This is a genomic window from Exiguobacterium sp. N5 (genome assembly GCF_025842465.1).
In the GTDB taxonomy this organism is placed as follows: Bacteria; Bacillota; Bacilli; order Exiguobacteriales; family Exiguobacteriaceae; genus Exiguobacterium; species Exiguobacterium profundum.
On the sequence record NZ_JAPAEP010000001.1, the window covers coordinates 516,164 to 539,951 of the forward strand.

Here is a 23,788-nt window from a genome sequence, read left to right on the forward strand (position 1 = left end):
AGAAGATGGGTCCACAATTACTCACTACAATCGATCAGATTGCCAAAGAAAAAGGAATCGACAAAAATATCATTATCGATGCACTCGAACAAGCGCTCATTTCTGCGTATCGCCGTAACGTGGCGAACCCGAACGAGCACGTGAAAGTCGAGTTTGATCAGGTGACGGGGGATATCCGTGTCTACGCTTTGTTAGAAGTCGTAGAGCGCCTCACGCAACCGGACCAACAGCTCTCACTCGAAGAAGCACATGAAATCGATCCGAACTATGAGCTCGGCGATTTCCATAAAGAAGAAGTCACACCGAGTGATTTCGGACGTGTCGCGGCGATGACGGCAAAACAAGTCGTCACACAGAAGATGCGTGAAGCGGAACGCGAACGCATCTACAACCACTTCGCTGACAAAGAAGATGAAATCATGACAGGGATCGTGGAGCGTTTTGACCCACGCAACCTTTATATCGGTCTCGAAAACAACATTGAAGCTGTATTGACACCGAATGAACAGATGCCGAACGAGTCATACCAAATTCATGATCGCATCAAAGTATACGTGACTAAAGTAGATTCAACGACGAAAGGTTCAGGTGCAGCGATTCAAGTTTCGCGTACGCATCCGGGACTTTTGCGCCGTTTGTTCGAACTCGAAGTTCCAGAGATTTCAAACGGAACAGTGGACGTGATGTCAGTATCACGCGAAGCGGGTGACCGTTCGAAAATCGCTGTACATTCGGATATCGTCGACCCAGTCGGCGCTTGTGTCGGACCGAAAGGACAACGTGTTCAAACGATTGTCGACGAATTGAACGGCGAGAAAATTGATATCGTCCGTTGGTCTGAAGACCCGAAAGAGTTCGTTCGTAACGCACTCAGCCCGGCTCAGGTCGTTGCGGTATATGTCAACGAGCCAGCAAAATCGACGACAGTCGTCGTACCGGACTATCAATTGTCACTCGCGATCGGGAAACGTGGTCAAAACGCCCGTCTCGCTGCGAAATTGACAGGATGGAAAATCGATATCAAGAGTGAAACGGATGCCGAAGCACTTGATTTGTTCGATACGTTCGCTGAAAAAGTTGAATCAGAACCAGAAATTGTTCAAAATGAAGTAGAACAAGACTTATCAGATGCTACAGTTGAAACGACTGCGGTGAAAGAAGAGGAATGACCATGAAGCAAAAGAAACTTCCTTTGCGTAAGTGTGTGGTCACACAAGAAATGCTCCCGAAAAAAGAATTGATTCGTGTCGTTCGGACGCCTGAAGGTGACGTGGTCATCGATCAGACCGGTAAAGTGAACGGTCGTGGCGCATACTTATCAAAAGATATCGAAGTCGTCCGTCAAGCAGAGAAAAAACGGACGCTCGACCATCACTTGAAAGTAAAGACGAGCGACGACTTGTATGAACAGTTGAAAGCTGTCGCAGGTGGCGAATCATGAGCCAGTGGGAATCATTGTTAGGCCTTGCTGCTCGAGCGAGGAAAGTAACGATGGGAGAAGAGTTTGTATTAAAGGATGTACGAGCGGGTCGTGCCAAGCTCGTCATTCTAGCCGGAGATGCAGGTGCCTCGACGAAAAAACGAGTCACTGACAAATGTGCGTCTTATCAAGTGCCATTGATTGAAGTGAGCGATCGCTATACAATCGGGGCCGCACTCGGTAAAGACATGCGTGTCGTCGTATCGGTGACAGAATCCGGATTTGCGAACAAGCTTAAGCAACTTCTCTCTTAACTATTAACGGAGGTGGATGCTTTGGGAAAACGCGTCTATGAATTTGCAAAAGAACAGAATGTAACGAGTAAACAAGTCATTACTCAATTAGAAAAATTGAACAAACCGGTGAAAAACCATATGGCCGTCCTCGATGAGGAAACGGTAAAACAATTGGATCGTGTGTTCAATCCTGAAAAATATCGTGCTGAAAAACAAGCGGAAGCGAAAGCGACGTCAACATCGAATGAGCCGAAGCAAGAGAAAAAAGAAGCACAATCGCCACGTCCACAAGCGGGACAACAGAACCGTGGCGGTCAAAACAATCGCGGTGGACAAAATCGTAACGACAACCGAAACAACGACCCACGCAATAAAAAACGTGGAAAAGGGAAAGGCAAAGGCAAGCCGGTAAAAGCGGCTGTGCCACAAGAAGCCGATCCAAACTCGAAGACAAGTCAGCGTAAAGCAGCACGTCTCGCGCAAGAGGCAGAGATGGGCAACGTCATCAAGTATGACGATGTACTCAGCGTGTCTGACCTTGCTTCAAAAATGAACAAAAAGCCAAACGAAATCATCATGAAGTTGATGGGTCTCGGTGTCATGGCAACCATCAACCAAACGCTTGATGATGAAACGGTTGAATTACTCGCTGCGGAATTCGGCTTTGAGGTTGAAAAAGAAGTTGTTGTCGATGAGACAGACTTTGAAACAGTTGAGATCGACTTCTCACAATATGACCTTGAAGAACGTCCAGCTGTCGTTACCATCATGGGTCACGTCGACCACGGGAAAACGACACTTCTTGACTCGATTCGTAATACGAAAGTCGTCGCAGGAGAAGCGGGCGGAATCACGCAGCACATCGGTGCTTACCAAGTTGAAGTCAACGATAAGAAAATCACATTCCTCGATACACCAGGTCACGCAGCCTTCACAACGATGCGCGCCCGCGGTGCCGAAGTGACAGATATCGCGATCATCGTCGTTGCGGCTGACGATGGCGTCATGCCACAAACAGAGGAAGCAATCTCGCACGCCAAGGCAGCGAATGTTCCAATCATCGTGGCAGTCAACAAAATGGACAAAGAAGGGGCAAACCCTGACCGCGTCAAACAAGAGTTGACAGAGTTCGGTCTCATCCCTGAAGAGTGGGGCGGCGAAACAATCTTCGTTCCGATTTCTGCCATCAAAGGCGAAGGAATCGATGAATTGCTCGAGATGATTCTCCTCGTTTCTGAAGTCGAAGAATATAAATCGACACCAGACATGCCAGCTCGTGGTTCAGTCATCGAGGCGAAACTCGACAAAGGACGTGGACCGGTCGCGACACTTCTCGTTCAACACGGTACACTTCGAATCGGAGACTCAATCGTCGTCGGTAGCACGTTCGGTCGTGTCCGTGCGATGGTCAACGATATCGGTCGCCGTGTGAAACAAGTCGGACCATCTACACCGATTGAAATCACTGGTTTGAACGACGTTCCACAAGCGGGTGATCAGTTCATCGTCTTCGAAGATGAGAAGAAAGCACGTGCAATCGGGGAAAAACGTTACCAACGTTACCTTGAGTCACAGCGTCGTGAGTCGGCGAAAGTAAGTCTTGATGATTTGTTCAGCCGCATTCAAGAAGGTGAAGTGAAAGACTTGAACGTCATCATCAAAGCAGACGTTCAAGGGTCAGCCGAAGCATTGGCTGGTTCACTCCGCAAGATTGATGTCGAAGGCGTCAAAGTTAACATCGTTCACCAAGGTGTCGGTGCAATCACGGAAGGTGATGTCATCCTCGCTTCAGCTGCGAATGCTGTCATCATCGGATTCAACGTCCGTCCTGATGGAAACGCACGTTCGATGGCGGAACAAGAGAACGTTGAAATGCGTCTCCACCGCATCATCTACAACGCAATCGAAGAAATCGAGAGCGCGATGAAAGGGATGCTTGACCCAGAGTTCGTGGAAGAAATCACAGGTCAAGTCGAAGTCCGTGACGTCTTCAAAGTTTCGAAAGTCGGTGCGATTGCAGGTTGTTATGTGACAGAAGGTAAAATCACACGTGACGCCGGTGTCCGTGTCATTCGTAACGGAATCGTGATTTACGAAGGTAAACTCGATACGCTTCGTCGTTTCAAAGATGACGTGAAAGAAGTTGCGACTGGTTATGAGTGTGGGATTAAAGTAGAGAAATTTGATGACATCAAAGTAGACGATGTCATTGAAGCGTTCGTCATGAAAGAAGTCGAACGTAAATAATGTGAGGAGGGATCACGTATGAAAATTCGTGCCCAACGTGTTGCCGAGCAAATGCGTAAAGAAATAACAGATGTCTTGTTACGGGAAGTCAGTGACCCGCGTACAAAAAACGCTACGATTACGAGCGTTGATGTGACAGGTGACTTACAGCAAGCAACAGTCTATTATACGGTGCTTGGTGATGAGGAAGATGTGAAAGCAGAAACGCAAGCTGGTCTCGATAAGGCGAAAGGGTTTATCCGTCGCGAAATCGGGAATCGCATCCGTCTTCGTAAAACACCAGAGATCTCGTTTGAATATGATTCTTCAGTCGCATATGGTAGCCATATCGATTCGTTGATTCGTGATTTGAACAAAGATTAATAATTTGAAAGGGGAGACGTCGTTCTCCCTTTTTTATATGGAGGGATGAAATTGGAACCGAACGGAGTGCTCGTACTCGATAAAGATGCTGGCATGACGAGTCATGACTGCGTATTTAAATTACGAAAATTGTTCCAGACGAAAAAGGTCGGTCACACAGGTACGCTTGACCCGGAAGTGACAGGCGTATTGCCCATCTGTTTAGGGCGCGCCACAAAGTTATCGCGTTTTATCACAGATGAAGGGAAGCGTTACGTGGCCGAGGTGACGATTGGTACCGCCACGATGACCGAGGACGCGCATGGCGAGGTCGTCGCGCAGAAGTCAGTCACACCGAACGATTTGGATGCAACCCAGATTGACGAGGCGATGCGCCAATTGACAGGGAGGATTGAACAAATCCCGCCGTACTACTCGGCGGTCAAAGTAAATGGGAAGAAGTTGTACGAGTATGCTCGGAAAGGGCAGACCGTCGAACGACCTCGGCGGACGGTCGAGATTCATCGTCTGGAGCGGACGAGTGAATTGATATTCGAAGCGGACGTCTGTCGATTCCGAATGGAAATCGTCTGTGGGAAAGGGACGTATATTCGAACGCTCGCCGTTCAGATTGGGGAGAAACTCGGTTACCCTGCCCATATGAGCGAACTCAGACGGACGAGCTCAGGAACGTTTGATGAAGCGACCGCGGTAACACTCGGAACGCTTCAAACACTTGAAACGGTCGAGGAGCGAATGGCGTATGTCATTCCTCTCGAAGATGTGATCAAACGCTGGCCAATGATCACCATTCCAAAGAATCGGGAACGCTATATTCGCAACGGCGGGAAACTGAACGGCGTTTCGCTCGAATTTGAGTTATTTACTGTCTATAATGAAGAAGGAATCCCTCTTGCTTTATATCGAAGACAAGAAGGAACGACAGACGCTACAGTCGAGGTCATGTTGGCTATCGACTAAGGGGGAATTTGACAGTATGGAAACAAGACATCTCACTTATCCAGAAACACCCGACGTGTATCCATCCATTATGGTACTCGGTTTCTTCGACGGTGTTCATAAAGGGCATCAAGCTGTAATCAATCATGCCAAACGCGTGGCAGCTGAGCACAACCTGCCGGTGACGGTCGTCACGTTCGATCCTCATCCGAAACAAGTACTCTCCAATAAACCGGATGCGGTCCGCTATATTACACCGCTGTCCCGGAAACTGAAGCGCATCGAAGCGCTCGGGGTAGAGCGTTGCCTCGTCTTGACATTCACAAAAGAATTGGCCAATTTGTCCCCGCAACAGTTTGTAGATGATTATTTGATTGGTGCCGGAGCCGTGCACGTGACAGCTGGTTTTGATTACTCGTATGGAAAGTTTGGAGAAGGGACGATGGAGACACTTCCGTACCATGCGCGTGACCAATTCACGACGTCTGTCGTCACAGAGCAGACTATGGATGGGGAAAAAGTGTCATCTACCCGCATCCGTAAACTCTTGGCAGAGGGACAGGTCGATGCCGCACATGAACTCCTCGGTACGCCATACGTGATCTGTGGCGAAGTCATTCACGGTGATGCGAGAGGGCGTACAATCGGTTTCCCGACTGCGAACGTGTTGATGGACGCTTCGTACGTCATGCCACGATTGGGCGTATACGCGACTCGAGTCACGCTACCGGACGGACGGATGTTCCACGCGATGACGAATGTTGGACGTCGTCCGACGTTTTATGAGACGGGATCGGTCTCTGTTGAGAGCCATCTCTTCGACTTCTCCGAGGATTTATATGGACAAGTCATCGAAATCGAGTGGATCCAATATATTCGGAATGAACGCGCGTTCGATGGGTTGGATGCATTGGTCGCTCAACTAAAAGAAGATGAGGTGGCAGCTCGTTCAATCCTATCTTGACTTTCAAGAGCGGGTACGCTATCCTTGTCAAGTACGCAAAGTACACCGCTTCGCTTGGCTGGTCGATTCACCAACGTCGGCTCGGCAACGCGGCAATTTTTCATTAAATGGAGGTGGAGAGGCAATGGCACTCTCAAAAGAACGTAAAAACGAAATTATCGCGGAATTCGCGACAAAACAAGGTGACACAGGTTCACCGGAAGTACAAGTGGCTGTGTTGACTGAACAAATCAACACATTGAACGACCACCTTCGTACACACAAGAAAGACCACCACTCACGTCGCGGTCTCTTGAAAATGGTTGGACGTCGTCGTAACTTGCTTACGTACCTTCGTAACAAGGACGTTACACGTTACCGTGAATTGATTCAACGCCTCGGTCTCCGTCGTTAATCGATTGAGACTGTTTAACGGGCTGGGACAACGTCCTAGTCCGTTTCTTCTTTTTTAAGGAAAATGATTAGACATTCGTTGGAATGAGTTACATAATAAACTAGATAAGGTTTGAGAGGAGAATGTACATGTTAGGTACGAAACAAGTATTCTCTACAGAGTGGGGCGGACGCCCACTGTCTGTAGAGGTCGGCCAACTTGCGAAGCAAGCAAACGGCTCGGCACTCGTGCGTTATGGAGATACGGTTGTCCTTGCGACAGTGACGGCTTCAAAAGCACCAAAGGATTTAGACTTCTTCCCATTGACGGTCAACTATGAGGAGAAACTTTACTCGGTCGGTAAAATCCCAGGTGGTTTCCTTCGCCGTGAAGGTCGCCCGGGTGAAAACGCGATTTTGACATCACGTCTCATCGACCGCCCGATTCGTCCGCTCTTCCCAGACGGATTCCGTCATGACATTCAAGTCATGATTTACGTCATGTCAAACGACCCGGATTGCTCGGCTGAAATGGCGGGTATGCTAGGAACATCGATCGCACTCTCGATTTCAGATGTACCGTTTGACGGTCCAATCGCTGGCGTGACAGTCGGACGTGTAGACGGTGAATTCGTCATCAACCCGATGACGGCTCAGTTGGAGAAAACGGACCTTGAACTTCAAGTTGCAGGGACATCGACAGCCATCAACATGGTTGAAGCAGGTGCGAACGAAGTGCCTGAGGACATCATGCTCGAGTCGATCTTGTTTGGACATGAAGAAATTAAGCGTTTGATCGCATTCCAACAAGAAATCGTAGAAGCCGTCGGAAAACCTAAATTCGAATACACGGTCTCGAAATACGATGAGGCGCTTACTGCTGAACTCGAAGCAGCTCGTCCTGAAATCGTAGAAGCGGTTCAAGTGGAAGAGAAACATGCTCGTGACGAAGCCATCAACGAAGTGATTGCGAAATATGTTGCGATGTATGAAGAACGTCTTGCTGACGAGCCATCGAAACTCGGTGAAGTTTCAGGGATTTTGAACAAGTTCGTCAAAGATGAAGTCCGTCGTTTGATCACGGTCGAAAAAGTCCGCCCAGACGGACGTCGTCCAGACGTGATTCGTCCGCTCGCGTCAGAAGTCGGATTACTCCCACGCGCACACGGTGTCGGTCTCTTCACACGTGGTCAAACACAGGTCATGTCGGTCGCGACTCTCGGTGTCATCGGTGATGCGCAAATCATCGACGGAATCGGTCTAGAAGAGAACAAACGCTTCATGCACCACTATAACTTCCCGCCGTTCTCAGTCGGTGAAGCTCGTCCGGTCCGTGCACCAGGTCGTCGTGAAATCGGTCACGGGGCACTCGGTGAACGTGCACTTCTTCCAATTATTCCGAAAGAAGCAGACTTCCCGTATACGATTCGTCTCGTTTCAGAAGTACTCGAATCAAACGGATCAAGTTCACAAGCTTCGATTTGTGGGTCGACACTCGCATTGATGGATGCAGGTGTGCCAATTAAAGCGCCAGTCGCTGGGATTGCCATGGGTCTTATCATGGAAGGTGAGCATTACACGGTCTTGACAGATATTCAAGGACTTGAAGACCACCTTGGGGATATGGACTTCAAAGTAGCTGGAACGAAAGACGGGATCACTGCCCTTCAAATGGATATCAAGATTGCCGGAATCACGCGTGAAATTCTAGAAGAAGCGCTTGAACAGGCACGTGTCGGTCGTTTGCACATTCTTGACCACATGCTTGAGACGTTGGATACACCACGTACACAATTGTCGAAATACGCACCGAAGATTGTGACGATGACAATCAATCCGGATAAAATCCGCGACGTCATCGGACCAGGTGGGAAGATGATCAACAGCATCATCGACCAAACGGGCGTCAAGATCGACATCGAACAAGATGGTACGGTCTTCATCGCCTCGACGGACCAAGAAGGAATCGATCTTGCCATGTCTATGATCGGTGACATTGTCCGTGAAGTCGTCGTCGGTGAAGTATACGATGCTACCGTACGTCGCATCGAGAAATTCGGCGCATTCGTCGAGTTATTCAAAGGGAAAGATGCACTCGTACACGTATCCGAATTCAGCCTTGAGCGTGTCGCAAACGTCGAGGATGTTGTGAAGCTTGGCGATTCGATTCAAGTCAAAGTCACTGAAATCGATGACAAAGGTCGTGTCAACGCATCACGAAAAGCGCTCATCTTAGAAGGATTGTCTCCTGAAGAGCGTGAGGCATACGAAGCGAAACGGAAGGCAGCACGTGAAAGCCGTCCACCTCGCGAAAGCCGTCCGCCACGTCGTGACGGGGACCGTCGTCCACCGCGCTCGACAAATTAATTATTCTGGCCATCGTCTTGGTGCGATGGCCTTTTTCATAGGAGTGAGAATATGGAATGGATGACACTAGAGAACGGTGTTCGAATCATCATCGAACCAATCGATGGTTCACTCAGCACCTCAACCGGGGTATTCATTAAAGCCGGAACACGTACAGAAACTTTTGAGAACATCGGCATCAGCCATTTGATTGAACATATGCTGTTCAAGGGCACCGCATCAAAAAGCGCGAAAGAGATTGCTTCCTTTTTCGATGAGCTCGGTGGAAGCGTCAACGCATTCACCTCGAAAGACCATACATGCTTTTATGTGAAGACGCTCGATGAACACGCGATCATGGCACTCGACGTACTGACAGATATGCTGTTTGAGTCGGTGCTCGATGCACAGGAGTTGGAAAAAGAAAAGCGTGTCGTTGTGGAAGAAATTAAAATGTATGAGGACACGCCGGAAGATCTCGTTCATGAACTATTGGCCATTGCGGCGTATCGTGACGATATCCTCGCTCAACCTATTTTAGGGACGGAGGAGAGTGTCAATCGATTGACACGTGACCAGCTCGTCGAATACTTACAGGAACAGTATACGGCCGAGCAAATTGTCGTCTCGATTGCAGGTCATGTTTCTGAAGAATTGATTGAGGAGGTAAAACGTAGGTTTGCTCACATCCCTTCTAGGGAATCGTCGAAAGAAATCAATCAACCGGAACTGTTCCATGACACATTGTCGAAACAAAAAGAAACGGAGCAAGCCCACCTCTGCTGGAACTACGAAGCGATTCCCGCGACGGATGACCGTTTGCCTCATTTGGCATTGATGAACAACGCAATCGGCGCGACGATGTCTTCGCGTTTATTCCAGTCCATCCGTGAAGAAGAAGGGTTAGCTTATTCCATTTACTCTTACTACACGACGTTTTCCGATCACGGTACGTTTACCATTTATGTCGGTACGTCACCGGATACGTTAGAACAAGTCGAAGTCATCCTTGAGAGAGAGATGAAGCGACTTGTCGCAGAAGGTTTGACTGCTGAGGAAGTAGACAAAGGCAAGCGACAATTGAAAGGATCGATCGCCCTCGGGAATGAAAGTTCGAGTGCCCGCATGAACCGGAACGGACGAAACTTGCTATTGCTCGACGAAGTCGAGCCGATTGAACAAGTGATTGAGAAAGTAGAACGGATTGAACGCGATGAGGTCAATGCATTGATTCGTGAGGTGTTGAACCATCGCCCGGCGAAGTCATATGTCCTCCCAAACGAAGCGTGACTTGAAACCGAATTGTAAGTTCTCTACACTGATTAAGAGGTATTCTTTAGTTTGGATAGGATACAGGTGAAAGAAGGGAAAGACTTGAACTTAACGGATTTAGTGAAGACGATACAACTAATTAATCAACCAAATCTAGAAGGCATCGTCGTGACACATGTGACGACGGACTCGCGAGAAGTTGTGCCGGGAACGCTGTTTGTCGCCATCAAAGGCTATACGGTCGATGGGCATGAATATGCGGCACAAGCGGTAGCGCGAGGCGCGGTGGCAGTCGTTAGCGAACGACCGCTCGACCTGTCAGTGCCAAACTTGATTGTGCGTGACAGCTCGCGTTCAATCGGGTTGTTGGCTTCGGCCTTTTATGCGTATCCATCTGAACAGATGCGACTGTTCGGGATCACGGGAACGAATGGGAAAACGACGACGACGACGATTTTACGAGACGTCCTCGATGTCCTCGGTCATTCGACCGGTTTGATTGGGACCGTTGAAGTACGCATCAACGATAAAATCGTTCCAAGTAAAAATACGACGCCTCAAAGCTCAGAACTTCAACAGTTATTGGCACAAATGCGTGATGAGGGCGTGACGGACGTGATGATGGAAGTGTCCTCACACGGTCTTGAGCTCGGACGTGTCATCGGAACTGATTTTGACATCGTGGGCTTCACGAACTTGACACACGATCACCTAGATTTTCATGGAACGTTTGAAAACTATGCACGTGCAAAAGGGTTATTGTTCGCTCAACTCGGTCAAATGGCCTCACGTGGAAAAGTAGCCGTCTTGAACGCGGACGATGCACAAACGCCTCTTTATGAGACGATGACCGGTGCGAAAGTAATAACATATGGGATTGATGCGCAAGCAGACTTGATGGCAACGGACATTGAACAGACGTTGTCTCAGACCAGCTTTACATTGAATTACCAAGGCGCAAAACTTCCGATAACGGTCCAGTTCATCGGTCGTTTCAACGTGTACAATCTATTGTTGGCGACGGGTTGTCTTCTCGCTGCCGGTTACTCGCTTGAGCGAATTGCAAAAGCACTTGAGATGATTCATCCGGCCAAGGGACGGATGCAACGTTTAGACGTCCCAGGTTACAACGTATATGCGGACTATGCTCATACACCGGATGGCATCGAACAGTGTCTGAAGTCGCTCGTCGGCGTACCAAAAGAAAAGATTATCTTTTTGATTGGGACAGGTGGAAACCGTGACGTCACAAAACGTCCGGCAATGGGCGAGATGGCTTCGTCCTATGCCGGTACCGTCATCATCACGACAGATGATCCACGATTCGAAGCGTATGAGTCCATTACAAAAGGGATTGCGGCCGGGATGACCCATGACAACTTTGTTGAAATTGGGGATCGAGAAGAAGCGGTCCGTTATGCGGCCCGTTTAGCGAAACCGGACAACATCATCGTGCTAGCAGGAAAAGGGCACGAGAAGTATCAAATTATCGGAAATGAAAAATTGCCGCTCGATGAAGAGGCGATTGTTCGAGCGACCATTTTGAATACGGAGGAAGCATGATTTATGGCAGTACAACCAATTACGTTGACAGAAAAAGAGCATGACGACTTCGTCAAAACACACGACCGTGGGGATTTGTTGCAACTATCGAGTTGGGGAGATGTGAAGCGCCAAAATGGTTGGACTTCAGAACGTGTCGCGGTCGCGCGAGACGGCGTGACGTCCGGTGTCGCTTTACTTTTATTCAAACGTGTCCCGAAATTACCATATACACTGTGCTATGCCCCACGCGGGTTTGTCGTGGACTACGACGACTTGGCATCGCTACAGGCGCTCGTGAAAGAAGCGACACGTGTCGCGACGGCACATAAGGCCATCGTCGTAAAAATCGATCCAAACATCGACCGCGATGAATTGCCAGGACTATTGACCGAAATGGCTGCCATCGGGTTTAAACATAAGGGATATGGCGGTGGATTTGACTACGCCCAACCTCGTTTTACAATGGAAACGGATTTGCGCCCGAGCGAAAAAGATATTTTTGCGAAATTCCATCATAAATTCCGCTATAACGTCCGTCTCGCGGAGAAAAAAGGAATCGTCTGCAAAGAGGTCGGTCGTGACGGACTCAAAACGTTCGCCGATTTGATGAAAGTGACAGGGGAACGTGACGGATTCGCTACGCGAGGGCTCGATTATTTTGAGAACCTATACGATTGTCTGCAACCGAACGACGCCCGTCTCTTCTTGACAACGCTCGAACCGAAAATCGCACTCGAACAGCAACAGGCGACGCTAGAAAAAGCGAAGAAAGAGTTGGCGAAGATTGAACGGGGCCTTGAGAAAGAAACGATTGAAAAGAAACGTAACAGCCTTTTGAACCGCAAGGAACAGACGGAGGCACAAATTCAAAAAGCGGAGCAAGCCCTCCCTGAGCTGGTCGAACTTGATCAGACCTATCCGAACGGGCTCGTCTTATCAGGTGGTCTGTTGACACTCGCAGGACGGCGCTCTTATTACTTATACGGAGCCTCGTCAAATGAATTCCGTGAATTTATGCCGAACCACTTGATGCAATGGACGATGATGCAGGCGGCCAAAGCGAGTGGCGCCGAGCGATACGACTTCGGCGGGGTATCAGGAAGTACGGACCCGGATGATGAATATGCTGGTCTATACGCATTCAAATCGGGATGGGGAAGCGACATGATTGAAAAGGTCGGGGAATTCGACCTCGTCTTGAATCGTCCTTTGTATATGGCACTCGAAAAAGGATTGCCACTCTTAAAAGGACTGCGTAAACGGTTAAGAAGATGAGGTGGACAGGCGTGTTATCTCTTGCAATGATCGCCTTTCTGATTGGCATTACGCTCGCTTACTTTTATATGCAACCTGAACCGGTGCCTTGGGTAGATGAACCGACGTTTGAAGCGGATATGTGTGTGCGGGACGTGGAGGAAGAAAATGCGATCTTGACAAGGTCGAAGATTGATTTTGACCGGTTGCATCCGTTAGTCGCAAATCGGGGAGAATCGTTCATTCGATTAGCCCATTCTTGTCTAGACCTTGAAGTACGCCTCACTTCTGGATACCGTTCTGCCAAGGAACAGAATGCACTGTATGCGCAAGGACGGTCTGAACCCGGGCAAGTGGTGACCAATGCGAAGGCGGGTCAGAGCTATCATAACTACGGTCTTGCTGTCGATTTCGTTATCATCCATAACAATAAGACCGACTATGACCTGAATACGGATCGTAATCGGAATGACATTCCTGACTGGCAAGAACTAGGGGAGTTAGGAAAGGCGCTCGGCTTTGAATGGGGCGGAGACTGGAACTCATTCCCGGACTATCCTCACCTCCAAATGGACTTCGGCTTGTCGATTCGTCAACTTGTTGCAGGGAAACGACCTGATGAAAAAGAGACGGCACCGCTTGCTGATGCACTAAAACCTCTATTAGATTAGACGGAAATGTTGGCAATGAAGCCGTTTTCCGCTACAATATTCAGTAGCGATAAGGGGACGAAACAGAATATGAATCATTTAGGAGGTTTTTGTTAGTGTCAAAAAAGAAGACAGAGAATATTAGCGTCTTTGCGCTTGGAGGCGTAGGCGAAATCGGGAAGAACATGTACGTCGTGGAACTAGACGACGACATCTTCGTCATCGATGCCGGTCTAATGTTTCCAGGCGATGAGATGCTCGGGATTGATATCGTCATCCCAGACATCACATACTTAAAAGAAAATAAAGATCGTGTACGGGCGATTTTCATCACCCATGGTCACGAAGACCATATCGGTGGACTCAGCTACGTCCTACGCGACTTGAAGCACGTCCCAGTATACGGGACGAAATTGACCCTCGGGTTGATTGAATTGAAATTAAAAGAGGCCGGTTTGTTGAAAGAAGTCGACCTTCGCATGATTGATGCCAAAACGAAATTGACTATCGCTGATCATTTCATCACGTTTTTCCGCGTCAATCACTCGATTCCCGACTGTGTCGGCGTCTGTATTCAAACGTCTCAAGGTGCGATCGTCCATACCGGAGATTTCAAGTTTGATTACACGCCTGTCGATGGTAAACAATCCGACTTCAATAAGTTAGCGGCAATCGGACAACGTGGTGTACTTGCACTTCTTTCCGACTCGACGAACGCCGAGCGACCGGGGCAAACCGGTTCAGAGTCAATCGTCGGAGCTGAATTGAACGATGTCATTTATCAAGCGGAAGGTCGGGTTATCGTGGCATCATTCGCCTCGAACGTCCATCGCTTGCAACAAGTATTCGCAGCAGCGGAAGCGAATGATCGTAAAGTTGCGGTCGTTGGTCGTAGCATGGTCAACATCGTCGAAGTTGCACAGAAACTAAACTACTTACGTTTCAAGGCGAAGACACTCGTCGAGTTGTCGCAAGTAAACCGTCTACCGGATAACAAGGTCGTCATTTTAACGACAGGTTCGCAAGGAGAGCCGATGGCGGCATTGACTCGTATGGCTCGTAATGCCCACAAGCAAGTCAACATTCGATTGAATGACACGGTCGTCATCGCGGCGACACCGATTCCAGGGAATGAGAAGTCTGTTTCTAAAACGATTGACTTGTTGTTCCGTTCGGGTGCGAACGTCATTTACAACCAACGTAAAGTGCACGTATCTGGACACGGATCGGCAGAAGAATTGAAGCTGATGCTCAACCTCGTTAAACCGAAGTACTTCTTACCGATTCACGGGGAATACCGGATGCAGATGGCACACTCGAAACTCGCTGAACAAGTGGGCGTCAAACCGAACAACATCTTCATCGTTGAAAAAGGTGACGTCGTCGAGTTCACGGGTCGAAAAGCCCGCATGAGCCGAAAAGTTCCTGCAGGAAACGTCTTGATTGACGGAATCGGCGTCGGGGACGTTGGAAACATCGTCTTACGGGACCGTCGTTTGTTGTCACAAGATGGAGTTGTCCTCTGCGTGGTCACGTTGAATCGGAAACAGAAGAAATTGATTTCAGGACCTGAACTCATCTCACGTGGTTTCGTGTACATGCGCGAATCGGAGGAAATGATTTCAGAGGCAAACCGTATTGTCACGAAACAGATTGAAAAGAGTCTGCAGGCTGGCAGTGATTGGACCGAATTGAAATCAAATATCCGCGAGCGACTTAGCGTCTTCTTATTCGAGCAGACGAAACGTCGTCCGATGATCTTGCCGATCATCATGGAGATTTAATGGAATGAGAGTGAGGCAAAAGTCATCTGACTTTTGCCTTCTTTTTTTAGGAGGAACTGATGTGGCTCAAAAAACAAGAAAGACTCCCGTAAAGCGAAAGCGCCCAGCGACGCGAAATACGAGAAACCGTAAAAAACAACCGATTGCGCCACGTACATATGGGTGGGGCTTCTTTGTCCTCGCCATCGTCGCATTCGTATTTGCCTTTTTTGATTTAGGGTGGATCGGTAAACAGTTATCTGATTTATCCGTCTATCTTTTTGGAGGATGGGGTGCGCTCACTTACTTGATGATGGCTGTGTGGTTATGGATTGTTCTCACTCCGATGAAACCGATGCGACGAGCGGGATTATTCGCAATGCTCGCCTCATTTCTACTATTCGGGGACTTACTTTGGGGAGAGGCAAGGGGCGGCATCAATGCCACTTTCTATAACTTGAACCAATATTTATTCTCAGACTTCGGGATTGTCTTTTTAGGGATCGTCTGCTTCCTCGTCGGTGTCTCGTTTTATGCCCCGACTATTTGGGGGACACTCTTTCATCGCATGCAGGAATCCGTCACAGCAGTCAGAAACGAATGGCGAGCCAGACCGAAAGTGGAGAAGCAGCAAGAGGCGAAACGAACGCGCAAGGCCTCACCTCGTCCAAAATTAACGGAAGCGCAATCGGACCCGGAAGTAGAGTCAGACGTGGTCACGATGCAAGACATTCCAATCGTCGGATTTAGTGAGAAAGTCGTAGCAGAAAAAAGAGAGACGGAAGATCAACTTCGAACGGATTCTTCGGAAGTTGATTCCACAATCACGACCGAGGAGATGATGATGACTGCGGCCCAAGATGTCTCGGATACATACGAGCTTCCGCCATTCTCGAATTTGAAAGAGCCCGTCATTACGGATTTGTCTGGTGAGAATGCACGATTGAAAGAAAATGCATCCAAACTTGTAAAGACGCTTAAGTCATTCGGGGTCGGTGTCAAAGTGTTAAAGATTCACCTTGGTCCAACCGTCACAAAATATGAACTACAACCGGATATCGGTGTGAAAGTCAGTCGCATCACCTCATTAAGTGATGATTTGGCATTGGCGCTCGCTGCAAAAGATATTCGGATTGAAGCTCCGATTCCGGGTAAAGCCGCTATTGGTATTGAAGTGCCGAACCAGGAGGTCGCACCGGTATGCTTACGTGAAGTACTGGAAGCGGAGCAGGTGAAACAAGATGACTCGAAGTTGCTCGTCGCACTCGGTCGGAGTATCAGTGGCGAGACGGTTGGGATCTCTCTCAATAAAATGCCGCATTTGCTTGTTGCAGGTTCGACAGGGTCAGGTAAATCTGTCTGTATCAACGGCATGATTGTGTCACTCTTGATGCGTTCTCGTCCGGATGAGGTCCGACTTATGATGATTGATCCGAAGATGGTCGAGTTGAACGTCTATAACGGAGTGCCACACCTGTTGACACCGGTCGTCACGGATCCGAAAAAAGCCGCCCAGGCACTGAAGCAGGTCGTCGCAGAAATGGAACGACGGTATGAACTGTTTAGTCGATATGGAGTTCGCAATATCGAAGGTTACAATGAACTCGTCGATCAGTCGGATGACGAGGATGCGAAACGTTTACCGTTCATCGTCGTAATCGTCGATGAATTGGCGGACTTGATGATGGTGGCATCAAATGACGTCGAAGATGCCATCATGCGACTTGCACAAATGGCACGGGCTGCGGGTATTCATATGGTCCTCGCGACACAGCGCCCATCTGTCGACGTCATCACAGGAGTCATCAAGGCGAACATTCCGTCCCGCATCGCCTTTGCCGTCTCTTCTCAAACCGATTCAAGGACCATCCTTGATGGTGGGGGGGCGGAAAAGTTGCTTGGACGCGGTGACATGTTGATGCTTGCAAACGGAATGAACAAGCCGGTCCGTGTACAAGGTGCATTCGTCTCCGATCAAGAAGTCGAGACGGTCGTCAATCATGTTATCGCGCAACAACGTGCGCAATATGTGGAAGCGATGATGCCAAAAGAAGAAGAAGTGACGACGATTGATTCGGATGATTCATTGTTCGGAGAAGTCGTGCAATTCGTCATGACACAAGAAACGGCATCAACTTCGATGATTCAACGCAGATTCCGAATCGGGTATAATCGTGCCGCCCGTTTGATTGACTCACTTGAGGAAGCGGGGTATGTCGGTCCATCAGAAGGTTCGAAACCGAGGAAAGTACTCATTCAAGAACAAACAGAATAATAATAAAAAACGAACGATTATATATCGGTATATATAATCGTTCGTTTTTTAATGCTATTTATGCGATATAGAAATATTCGCTCTATCCTTAGATGTTCGCTATAATATAAATGTAATATAGCACATATGTCCTATATACTTAATTGGTACATACTTTTAAAAACTACTGAAACGCTTACATTTTTTAATAACGTTTACATTTTACAAAAGTTTTTCAATGGGGATGAAAATGAGTAAATTGGACTCAAAGGTACGGTTCGGCATGTTCCGAAAAAATATTTCCCTGATTCCGAACAAAAACTATTGCGTTCTAATTCTCGAATCCCTATACTTAATATTGGCAAGGACATTCATACGTCAGATGTCTGAGCACTGGTAAGTAAATTAAAGGTGGTGAGGCCAATGTCGATTAAGCTCGATCATCGATTGCTCTATCTTCGAGTGATTGAGAAAATTAAGCAAGATATCGACGCTGGTGTCTATCGTGAAGGGGAGAAGTTACCTTCAGAATTTGAACTTTCGAAGCAACTTGGAGTCAGTCGAGCGACACTTCGCGAAGCGCTCCGGATTCTCGAAGATGAGAAATTTGTCGTGCGAAAGCATGGGGTAGGAACATTTATCAGTTCTAAACCGCCATTCACGTCAGGAATTGAGGAATTGTTCAGTGTCACTGACATGATCACACGAGCGAAGATGACACCGGGAACGAAAGTATTGGTGGCCGAGAAAGTGTTGGCAACAGAGAGAGAAGCCGAGCGTCTCAAGATTGAGCCGAACTCACCGATTTATCGAATTGTACGAATTCGATATGCGGACGACACACCGGTTGTGTATTGTGTCGATAAAGTGCCGGCCCATCTCGTCTCGAATCCTGAGGCATTGACTGAAGGGAAATCTTTGTTTGATTCTCTCGAAAAAGAGGTAGGACGTCGAGTCGCTTATGCGATCACGCACATCGAACCGAGTGTCAGCGCTGAAATCTCGTCACAACTTCAGACGGACCAACCGTTACTCGCTTTAAAACAATTGCATTATGATGAGAGTGATTTACCATTACTCGATTCGGCCAACTTTTTCCGTGCTGATCGATTCGACTTCCATGTCGTACGTAAACGAGTTTAAACGAGCAGTTTCTGGACGGAAGAGTTATTTTTGGGGAATAGCGTGAAAGCGCTTTCTTATACCGGTGTAAAGACTACTGATAACATGACAACAAAAATTGTTATGAACCGAAAGGGGAAACACGACGATGATGAACAAAAAGAAAACGATTCTCTCAGCTTTAGCAGCAGGACTCACACTCTCTACAGTACTCGCAGCATGCGGTGGAGATGACAACGAAGGCTCATCTTCAAACGGTGAAGGCGGAGAAGGTAGCGACTTCAAAGTTGCGATGGTCACGGATACTGGTGGTGTTGATGACAAGTCATTCAACCAATCAGCTTGGGAAGGTTTGAAAAAGTTTGGTGAAGAAAATAGCTTAACTGAAAACGAAGGATACAAATATCTTCAATCAGCAAAACAAGCAGACTATCAGCCTAACTTGCAACAATTGGCACGTGATCAATTTGATTTGATCTACGGAATCGGTTTCTTGATGGCAGAGGATATCGGAAAAGTTGCAGAACAATTCCCTGATAACAACTTTGCAATCGTTGACTCGGTTGTAGATGCACCGAACGTTGCTTCAATCACGTTTAAGGAACAAGAAGGTTCATTCCTCGTAGGTGTAGTAGCTGGTCTTACAACGACGACTGATAAAGTTGGTTTCATCGGTGGAGTAGAATCAGACTTGATCAAGAAGTTTGAAAATGGATTTAAAGCTGGTGTCATGGCCGTAAACCCTGATGCGACAATCGACGTAAAATATGCTGAAGACTTCAACTCAGCTGAAAAAGGAACTGCAATTGCGTCAGGTATGTATGGATCAGGATCTGATATCATCTATCATGCAGCTGGTGGTACAGGTGTAGGTGTATTCACTGAAGCGAAAAACCGTAAGAAAAACGGTGAAGAAGTTTGGGTCATCGGGGTTGACCGTGACCAGTACGAAGAAGGTCTTCCAGAGAACGTTACTCTTACGTCAATGGTTAAACGTGTAGATACAGCGACACTCGAAGTGTCGAAAATGGCAATGGACGGTAAGTTCCCAGCTGGTGAAGTGGTTGAATTCTCACTTAAAGATGAAGGTGTAGGAATCGCACCAACTTCTGAAGAAAACGTTGCTGCAGACGTGCTCACTAAAGTTGATGAGTATCGTCAACAAATCATCGATGGTGATGTTGTTGCACCAGCAACTGACGCTGAGTTCGAAGAGTTCATGAAAAACGTAAAATAATTTGTTTGAGTTGAGGGGGGACCCATGTGGTCTCCCTTTACTTAAAGTTAGGGGTGAACTTCCTTGGAATATGTAATTGAAATGCTAAATATTCGAAAAGAGTTCGGTACGTTCGTTGCGAACGACAATATCACGCTCCAATTGCGTAAAGGAGAAATCCATGCACTTTTAGGAGAAAACGGGGCCGGGAAATCGACGCTCATGAACGTGTTGTTTGGTCTCTATCAGCCTGAAGGCGGAGAGATTCGCGTACACGGAAAGAAAGTGAATATTGAAAATCCGAACATCGCCAACGAACTTGGGATCGGAATGGTCCATCAACACTTTATGTTGGTTGAAAAATTCACGGTCACTGAAAATATCATTCTTGGTCTTGAGCCAAAGAGTGGCATCACAATCGATCGCGCCACTGCTCGGAAGAAGGTCATGGAGATTTCGGAGCAATACGGACTTAGAATTGATCCGGATGCGAAGATTGAAGATATTTCAGTCGGCATGCAACAACGTGTTGAAATCTTGAAGACGCTCTATCGTGGGGCAGATATTCTGATTTTTGATGAACCGACGGCAGTGTTGACACCACAAGAGATTCAAGAACTTATCCAAATTATGAAACGTCTGATTGCTGAAGGTAAGTCGATCATCTTGATTACGCACAAGCTGAAGGAAATCATGCAAGTTGCGGACCGCTGTACTGTCATTCGTCGTGGACGCTACATTGGAACGGTCGAGGTCGACGAGACGGTAAATGAAGACAGTTTAGCTGAAATGATGGTTGGTCGCGAAGTAAACTTTGATGCAGAATATTCGAAAGCCGATCCACAACAAGTCGTTCTGGACGTTCAAAACCTCGTCGTCAAAGATGGTCGCGGTTTGAAAGTCGTTGAAGGATTGGATTTACAGATTCGTGCTGGAGAAGTACTTGGAATTGCCGGAATTGACGGGAATGGTCAGACGGAGTTGATTGAAGCCATTTCAGGTTTGAAAAAGCCGGAGTCTGGTAAAGTGTTGCTCAACGGAAAAGATGTCACAGGACACACGCCGCGTAAGATGACCGAGGCAGGGATCGGACACATCCCGCAAGATCGTCATAAACACGGACTTGTTCTTGACTACTCGATTCGTGACAACATGGTACTTCAAACGTACTATAAAGAACCGTTCTCGAAACGAGGTCTCATGAACTATAAAGCTGTGGCTGAGAAGGCGAAGGCGTTGATTGAGAAGTTTGACGTCCGAACTCCATCAATTGATGTTCCAGCGCGTGCTCTCTCGGGAGGGAACCAACAGAAAGCAATCATTGCACGTGAAGTCGATCGCTCACCAGATTTACTCATCGCCGCTCAACCGACTCGTGGTCTCGACGTAGGTGCGATTGAATTTATTCACGAGCAGCTTATTAAAGAACGTGAAAAAGGACGCGCCGTCTTACTCATCTCGTTTGAACTTGATGAGATTTTACACGTATCCGACCGTATCGCTGTTCTCTACGAAGGAAAAATTGTAGGGATTCGTGATCCGAAAGAGACGACGGAGCAAGAGCTAGGCTTCTTGATGGCCGGCGGTAAGAGAGGGGACGAAACAGAATGAAAAAATTAAGTTTAAACCAACTTCTCATTCCATTCCTATCCATCATTTTAGGACTACTCGTCGGTGCTATCGTCATGTTGATTGGTGGATACGACCCGGTTCAAGGGTTTATCTCGTTATTTGAAGGCATGTTCGGTAGTCCGTATGCCGTCGGTGAAACATTGCGTGCTGCAGCCCCACTTATTTTCTCAGGTCTTGCGGTTGCGTTCGCCTTCCGTACAGGGCTATTCAACATCGGGGTAGAAGGACAAGTGTTAATTGGGTGGGTCGCAGCCGTCTATGTAGGAATTAACTTCGACTTGCCGATGTTTATCCATTTACCGCTCGCACTTCTAGCGGCAATGGTTGCAGCAGCAATTTGGGCGTTCGTTCCTGGGTTCTTGAAAGCGAAGTTTTATGTTCATGAAGTCATTACGTCTATCATGATGAACTATATTGCCTTATACACGACAAACGCGATTTTACGTAACGTCATCGGCGTAACGAACGAGCGTACGGAGTCAATCAACGATTCAGCGTCACTTGCTTCGCCATGGCTCCAAGAGTTGACGACATATTCACGTCTTCACTGGGGTGTGCTTGTCGCTGTGCTTGCAGCAATCGTGTACTACTACATCCTTCAACGTACGACACTCGGTTATGAGTTACGTGCCGTTGGATTCAACAAACATGCATCACAGTACGCAGGGATGAGCGTAAACCGTAACATCGTCCTGTCGTTCGTCATCTCCGGTATGTTCGCTGGTCTCGCAGGTGCGATGGAGGGTCTTGGAACATTCGGTAGTATGACCCTCTCGGCATCGTTCACCGGTGTCGGATTTGACGGGATCGCCGTTGCCCTTCTTGGTGCGAACACCGCGATTGGAGTCATTTTAGCAGCGATTCTCTTCGCAGGGTTGAACATCGGCGGATTGGCGATGCAACTTGGTGCGAACGTACCGTCTGAGCTTGTCAAAGTCATCATCGCAGCCATCGTCATCTTTGTAGCGTCTGGATATGCGATCAACTATGTCGTTGAGAAACTTAAAGGAAATCGTAAGAAAGGAGTGGAGAAAAAATGAACTTCTTAGAAGTCCTTTATATCGTCGTACCGGTTGCGCTTGCCTATGCGACTCCACTCATTATCGCAGCACTTGGTGGAATTTTCAGTGAACGTTCTGGTGTCGTCAACATCGCCCTTGAAGGAATCATGGTCATCGGTGCCGCGACAGGAATCATCACGACGCTCACCTTGACTGATTTAGGTGTTGGCGCCTCTAGCCCATGGATTGCCTTACTTGTCGCTATGGTAGTCGGAGCTTTGTTCTCCCTTTTCTTGGCCGTTCCTGCCATCCTTTGGCGTGCGGACCAGACGGTTCTCGGGGTTGCCATCAACATGCTCGCCATCGGTCTCGCCATCTTCGTCGTGCGTGTTCTTTACAACAAAGGACAGACGGACTTTATCGAGTACCGGATCGCAAAAGAGAATGTACCCTTTTTATCAGATATTCCCGTGTTAAAGATGTTCTTTATTAACGTTCAGTACACGTCGTTCGTTGCAATCGCCTTGGCGTTCGTCGTCTGGTTCGTCATCTTCAAGACACCGTTTGGACTTCGTCTTCGTTCGGTAGGGGAACATCCGATGGCCGCTGATACGATGGGAATCAACGTCACGAAAATGCGCTTCATGGGCGTCATGCTCTCTGGTGCGTTTGGTGGTCTTGCCGGAGCGGTTTATGCTGTAACGGTCACGACGAACTTCAGTGGAACGACAATCGTTGGTCAAGGATTCTTGGCGATTGCCGCAATGATTTTCGGTAAATGGAATCCGCTCGGTGCGCTTGGTGCCGGATTGTTCTTTGGATTCGCTCAAGCCCTTTCGATTATCGGAAGCAACTTGCCGGTCATCAACAACGTGCCGCAGCTCTTGCTCTTGATTGCGCCATACGCGCTCACGATTCTTGCTCTCGCTGGACTCGTTGGTCGTGCGGATGCGCCGAAGTCGGTCGGTATTCCTTATATTAAAGGGAAACGTTAATTCGAGATAGGACATATGTCCATTTCATCCAGGTTGTTTGGTGCTTAAGCCAAACAACCTTTTTTGATATACTTGCCTAGAGATGTCATGATTAGACTAGGTTACATGCGAGAACCATAAAAAAGACATATCAGTCA

General features: G+C 47.9%; 20 protein-coding genes. All 20 read left to right on the forward strand.

Features of this window, described 5'->3' with window-relative positions:
• The first annotated feature begins 5 nt into the window (after nt 1-5).
• On the forward strand, nt 6-1,169 hold the full coding sequence (gene nusA / locus OKS35_RS02665) for a transcription termination factor NusA (RefSeq protein WP_074037219.1): 1,164 nt from the start codon (nt 6-8) through the stop codon (nt 1,167-1,169).
• Nucleotides 1,166-1,441, forward strand: coding sequence for an RNase P modulator RnpM (rnpM, locus tag OKS35_RS02670; RefSeq protein ID WP_193343251.1), 276 nt, complete (start codon nt 1,166-1,168; stop codon nt 1,439-1,441). The genes nusA and rnpM overlap by 4 nt, the downstream gene beginning before the upstream one ends.
• Entirely contained in the window at nt 1,438-1,734 is a 297-nt protein-coding gene (locus OKS35_RS02675; RefSeq protein ID WP_015881428.1) for a YlxQ family RNA-binding protein, read from the forward strand. The genes rnpM and OKS35_RS02675 overlap by 4 nt, the downstream gene beginning before the upstream one ends.
• A 21-nt stretch (nt 1,735-1,755) precedes the next feature.
• The gene (gene infB, locus OKS35_RS02680) at nt 1,756-3,963 is read left to right on the forward strand and encodes a translation initiation factor IF-2 (protein ID WP_074037217.1); all 2,208 of its coding nucleotides are present in this window, start codon (nt 1,756-1,758) and stop codon (nt 3,961-3,963) included.
• 18 nt (nt 3,964-3,981) lie between these two features.
• Entirely contained in the window at nt 3,982-4,326 is a 345-nt protein-coding gene (gene rbfA, locus OKS35_RS02685) for a 30S ribosome-binding factor RbfA (protein WP_159562106.1), read from the forward strand.
• Between the two features lie 45 nt (nt 4,327-4,371).
• Complete coding sequence (truB, locus tag OKS35_RS02690) at nt 4,372-5,286, forward strand: tRNA pseudouridine(55) synthase TruB (protein WP_251131671.1); 915 nt, start codon at nt 4,372-4,374, stop codon at nt 5,284-5,286.
• Between the two features lie 16 nt (nt 5,287-5,302).
• Nucleotides 5,303-6,229 (forward strand): bifunctional riboflavin kinase/FAD synthetase, encoded by a 927-nt coding sequence (locus OKS35_RS02695; RefSeq protein ID WP_078146726.1) that lies wholly within the window; start codon nt 5,303-5,305, stop codon nt 6,227-6,229.
• Nucleotides 6,230-6,353: 124 nt separating this feature from the next.
• A complete protein-coding gene (rpsO, locus tag OKS35_RS02700) occupies nt 6,354-6,623 on the forward strand; it encodes a 30S ribosomal protein S15 (protein ID WP_074037213.1) in 270 nt (89 codons plus the stop codon).
• A gap of 128 nt (nt 6,624-6,751) precedes the next feature.
• Nucleotides 6,752-8,968 carry a polyribonucleotide nucleotidyltransferase gene (gene pnp / locus OKS35_RS02705; RefSeq protein WP_214782976.1) on the forward strand — a complete coding sequence of 739 codons (2,217 nt, stop codon included), beginning with the start codon at nt 6,752-6,754 and terminating at the stop codon, nt 8,966-8,968.
• A 51-nt stretch (nt 8,969-9,019) separates the two neighbouring features.
• Nucleotides 9,020-10,237, forward strand: coding sequence for a M16 family metallopeptidase (locus OKS35_RS02710; RefSeq protein WP_214782979.1), 1,218 nt, complete (start codon nt 9,020-9,022; stop codon nt 10,235-10,237).
• A 51-nt stretch (nt 10,238-10,288) separates the two neighbouring features.
• Complete coding sequence (locus OKS35_RS02715) at nt 10,289-11,782, forward strand: UDP-N-acetylmuramoyl-L-alanyl-D-glutamate--2,6-diaminopimelate ligase (protein ID WP_264092415.1); 1,494 nt, start codon at nt 10,289-10,291, stop codon at nt 11,780-11,782.
• Between the two features lie 3 nt (nt 11,783-11,785).
• Nucleotides 11,786-13,039, forward strand: a complete 1,254-nt coding sequence (locus OKS35_RS02720; RefSeq protein WP_015881437.1) for a lipid II:glycine glycyltransferase FemX — start codon at nt 11,786-11,788, stop codon at nt 13,037-13,039.
• A gap of 11 nt (nt 13,040-13,050) precedes the next feature.
• Nucleotides 13,051-13,689: a M15 family metallopeptidase gene (locus OKS35_RS02725; protein WP_264092416.1), complete on the forward strand. Its 639-nt coding sequence runs from the start codon at nt 13,051-13,053 to the stop codon at nt 13,687-13,689.
• A gap of 95 nt (nt 13,690-13,784) precedes the next feature.
• Entirely contained in the window at nt 13,785-15,452 is a 1,668-nt protein-coding gene (locus tag OKS35_RS02730) for a ribonuclease J (RefSeq protein ID WP_015881439.1), read from the forward strand.
• A gap of 61 nt (nt 15,453-15,513) precedes the next feature.
• Nucleotides 15,514-17,706: an FtsK/SpoIIIE family DNA translocase gene (locus OKS35_RS02735; RefSeq protein ID WP_214782988.1), complete on the forward strand. Its 2,193-nt coding sequence runs from the start codon at nt 15,514-15,516 to the stop codon at nt 17,704-17,706.
• Nucleotides 17,707-18,108: 402 nt separating this feature from the next.
• A complete protein-coding gene (locus OKS35_RS02740; protein WP_078146731.1) occupies nt 18,109-18,828 on the forward strand; it encodes a GntR family transcriptional regulator in 720 nt (239 codons plus the stop codon).
• Between the two features lie 130 nt (nt 18,829-18,958).
• Nucleotides 18,959-20,044 (forward strand): BMP family lipoprotein, encoded by a 1,086-nt coding sequence (locus OKS35_RS02745; protein ID WP_078147920.1) that lies wholly within the window; start codon nt 18,959-18,961, stop codon nt 20,042-20,044.
• 63 nt (nt 20,045-20,107) lie between these two features.
• Nucleotides 20,108-21,634, forward strand: a complete 1,527-nt coding sequence (locus OKS35_RS02750) for an ABC transporter ATP-binding protein (RefSeq protein WP_214691044.1) — start codon at nt 20,108-20,110, stop codon at nt 21,632-21,634.
• Nucleotides 21,631-22,695 (forward strand): ABC transporter permease, encoded by a 1,065-nt coding sequence (locus OKS35_RS02755; protein WP_214691043.1) that lies wholly within the window; start codon nt 21,631-21,633, stop codon nt 22,693-22,695. The genes OKS35_RS02750 and OKS35_RS02755 overlap by 4 nt, the downstream gene beginning before the upstream one ends.
• Nucleotides 22,692-23,651 carry an ABC transporter permease gene (locus OKS35_RS02760; protein WP_015881445.1) on the forward strand — a complete coding sequence of 320 codons (960 nt, stop codon included), beginning with the start codon at nt 22,692-22,694 and terminating at the stop codon, nt 23,649-23,651. Before OKS35_RS02755 ends, OKS35_RS02760 begins: the two co-directional genes overlap by 4 nt.
• Nucleotides 23,652-23,788 lie beyond the last annotated feature (137 nt).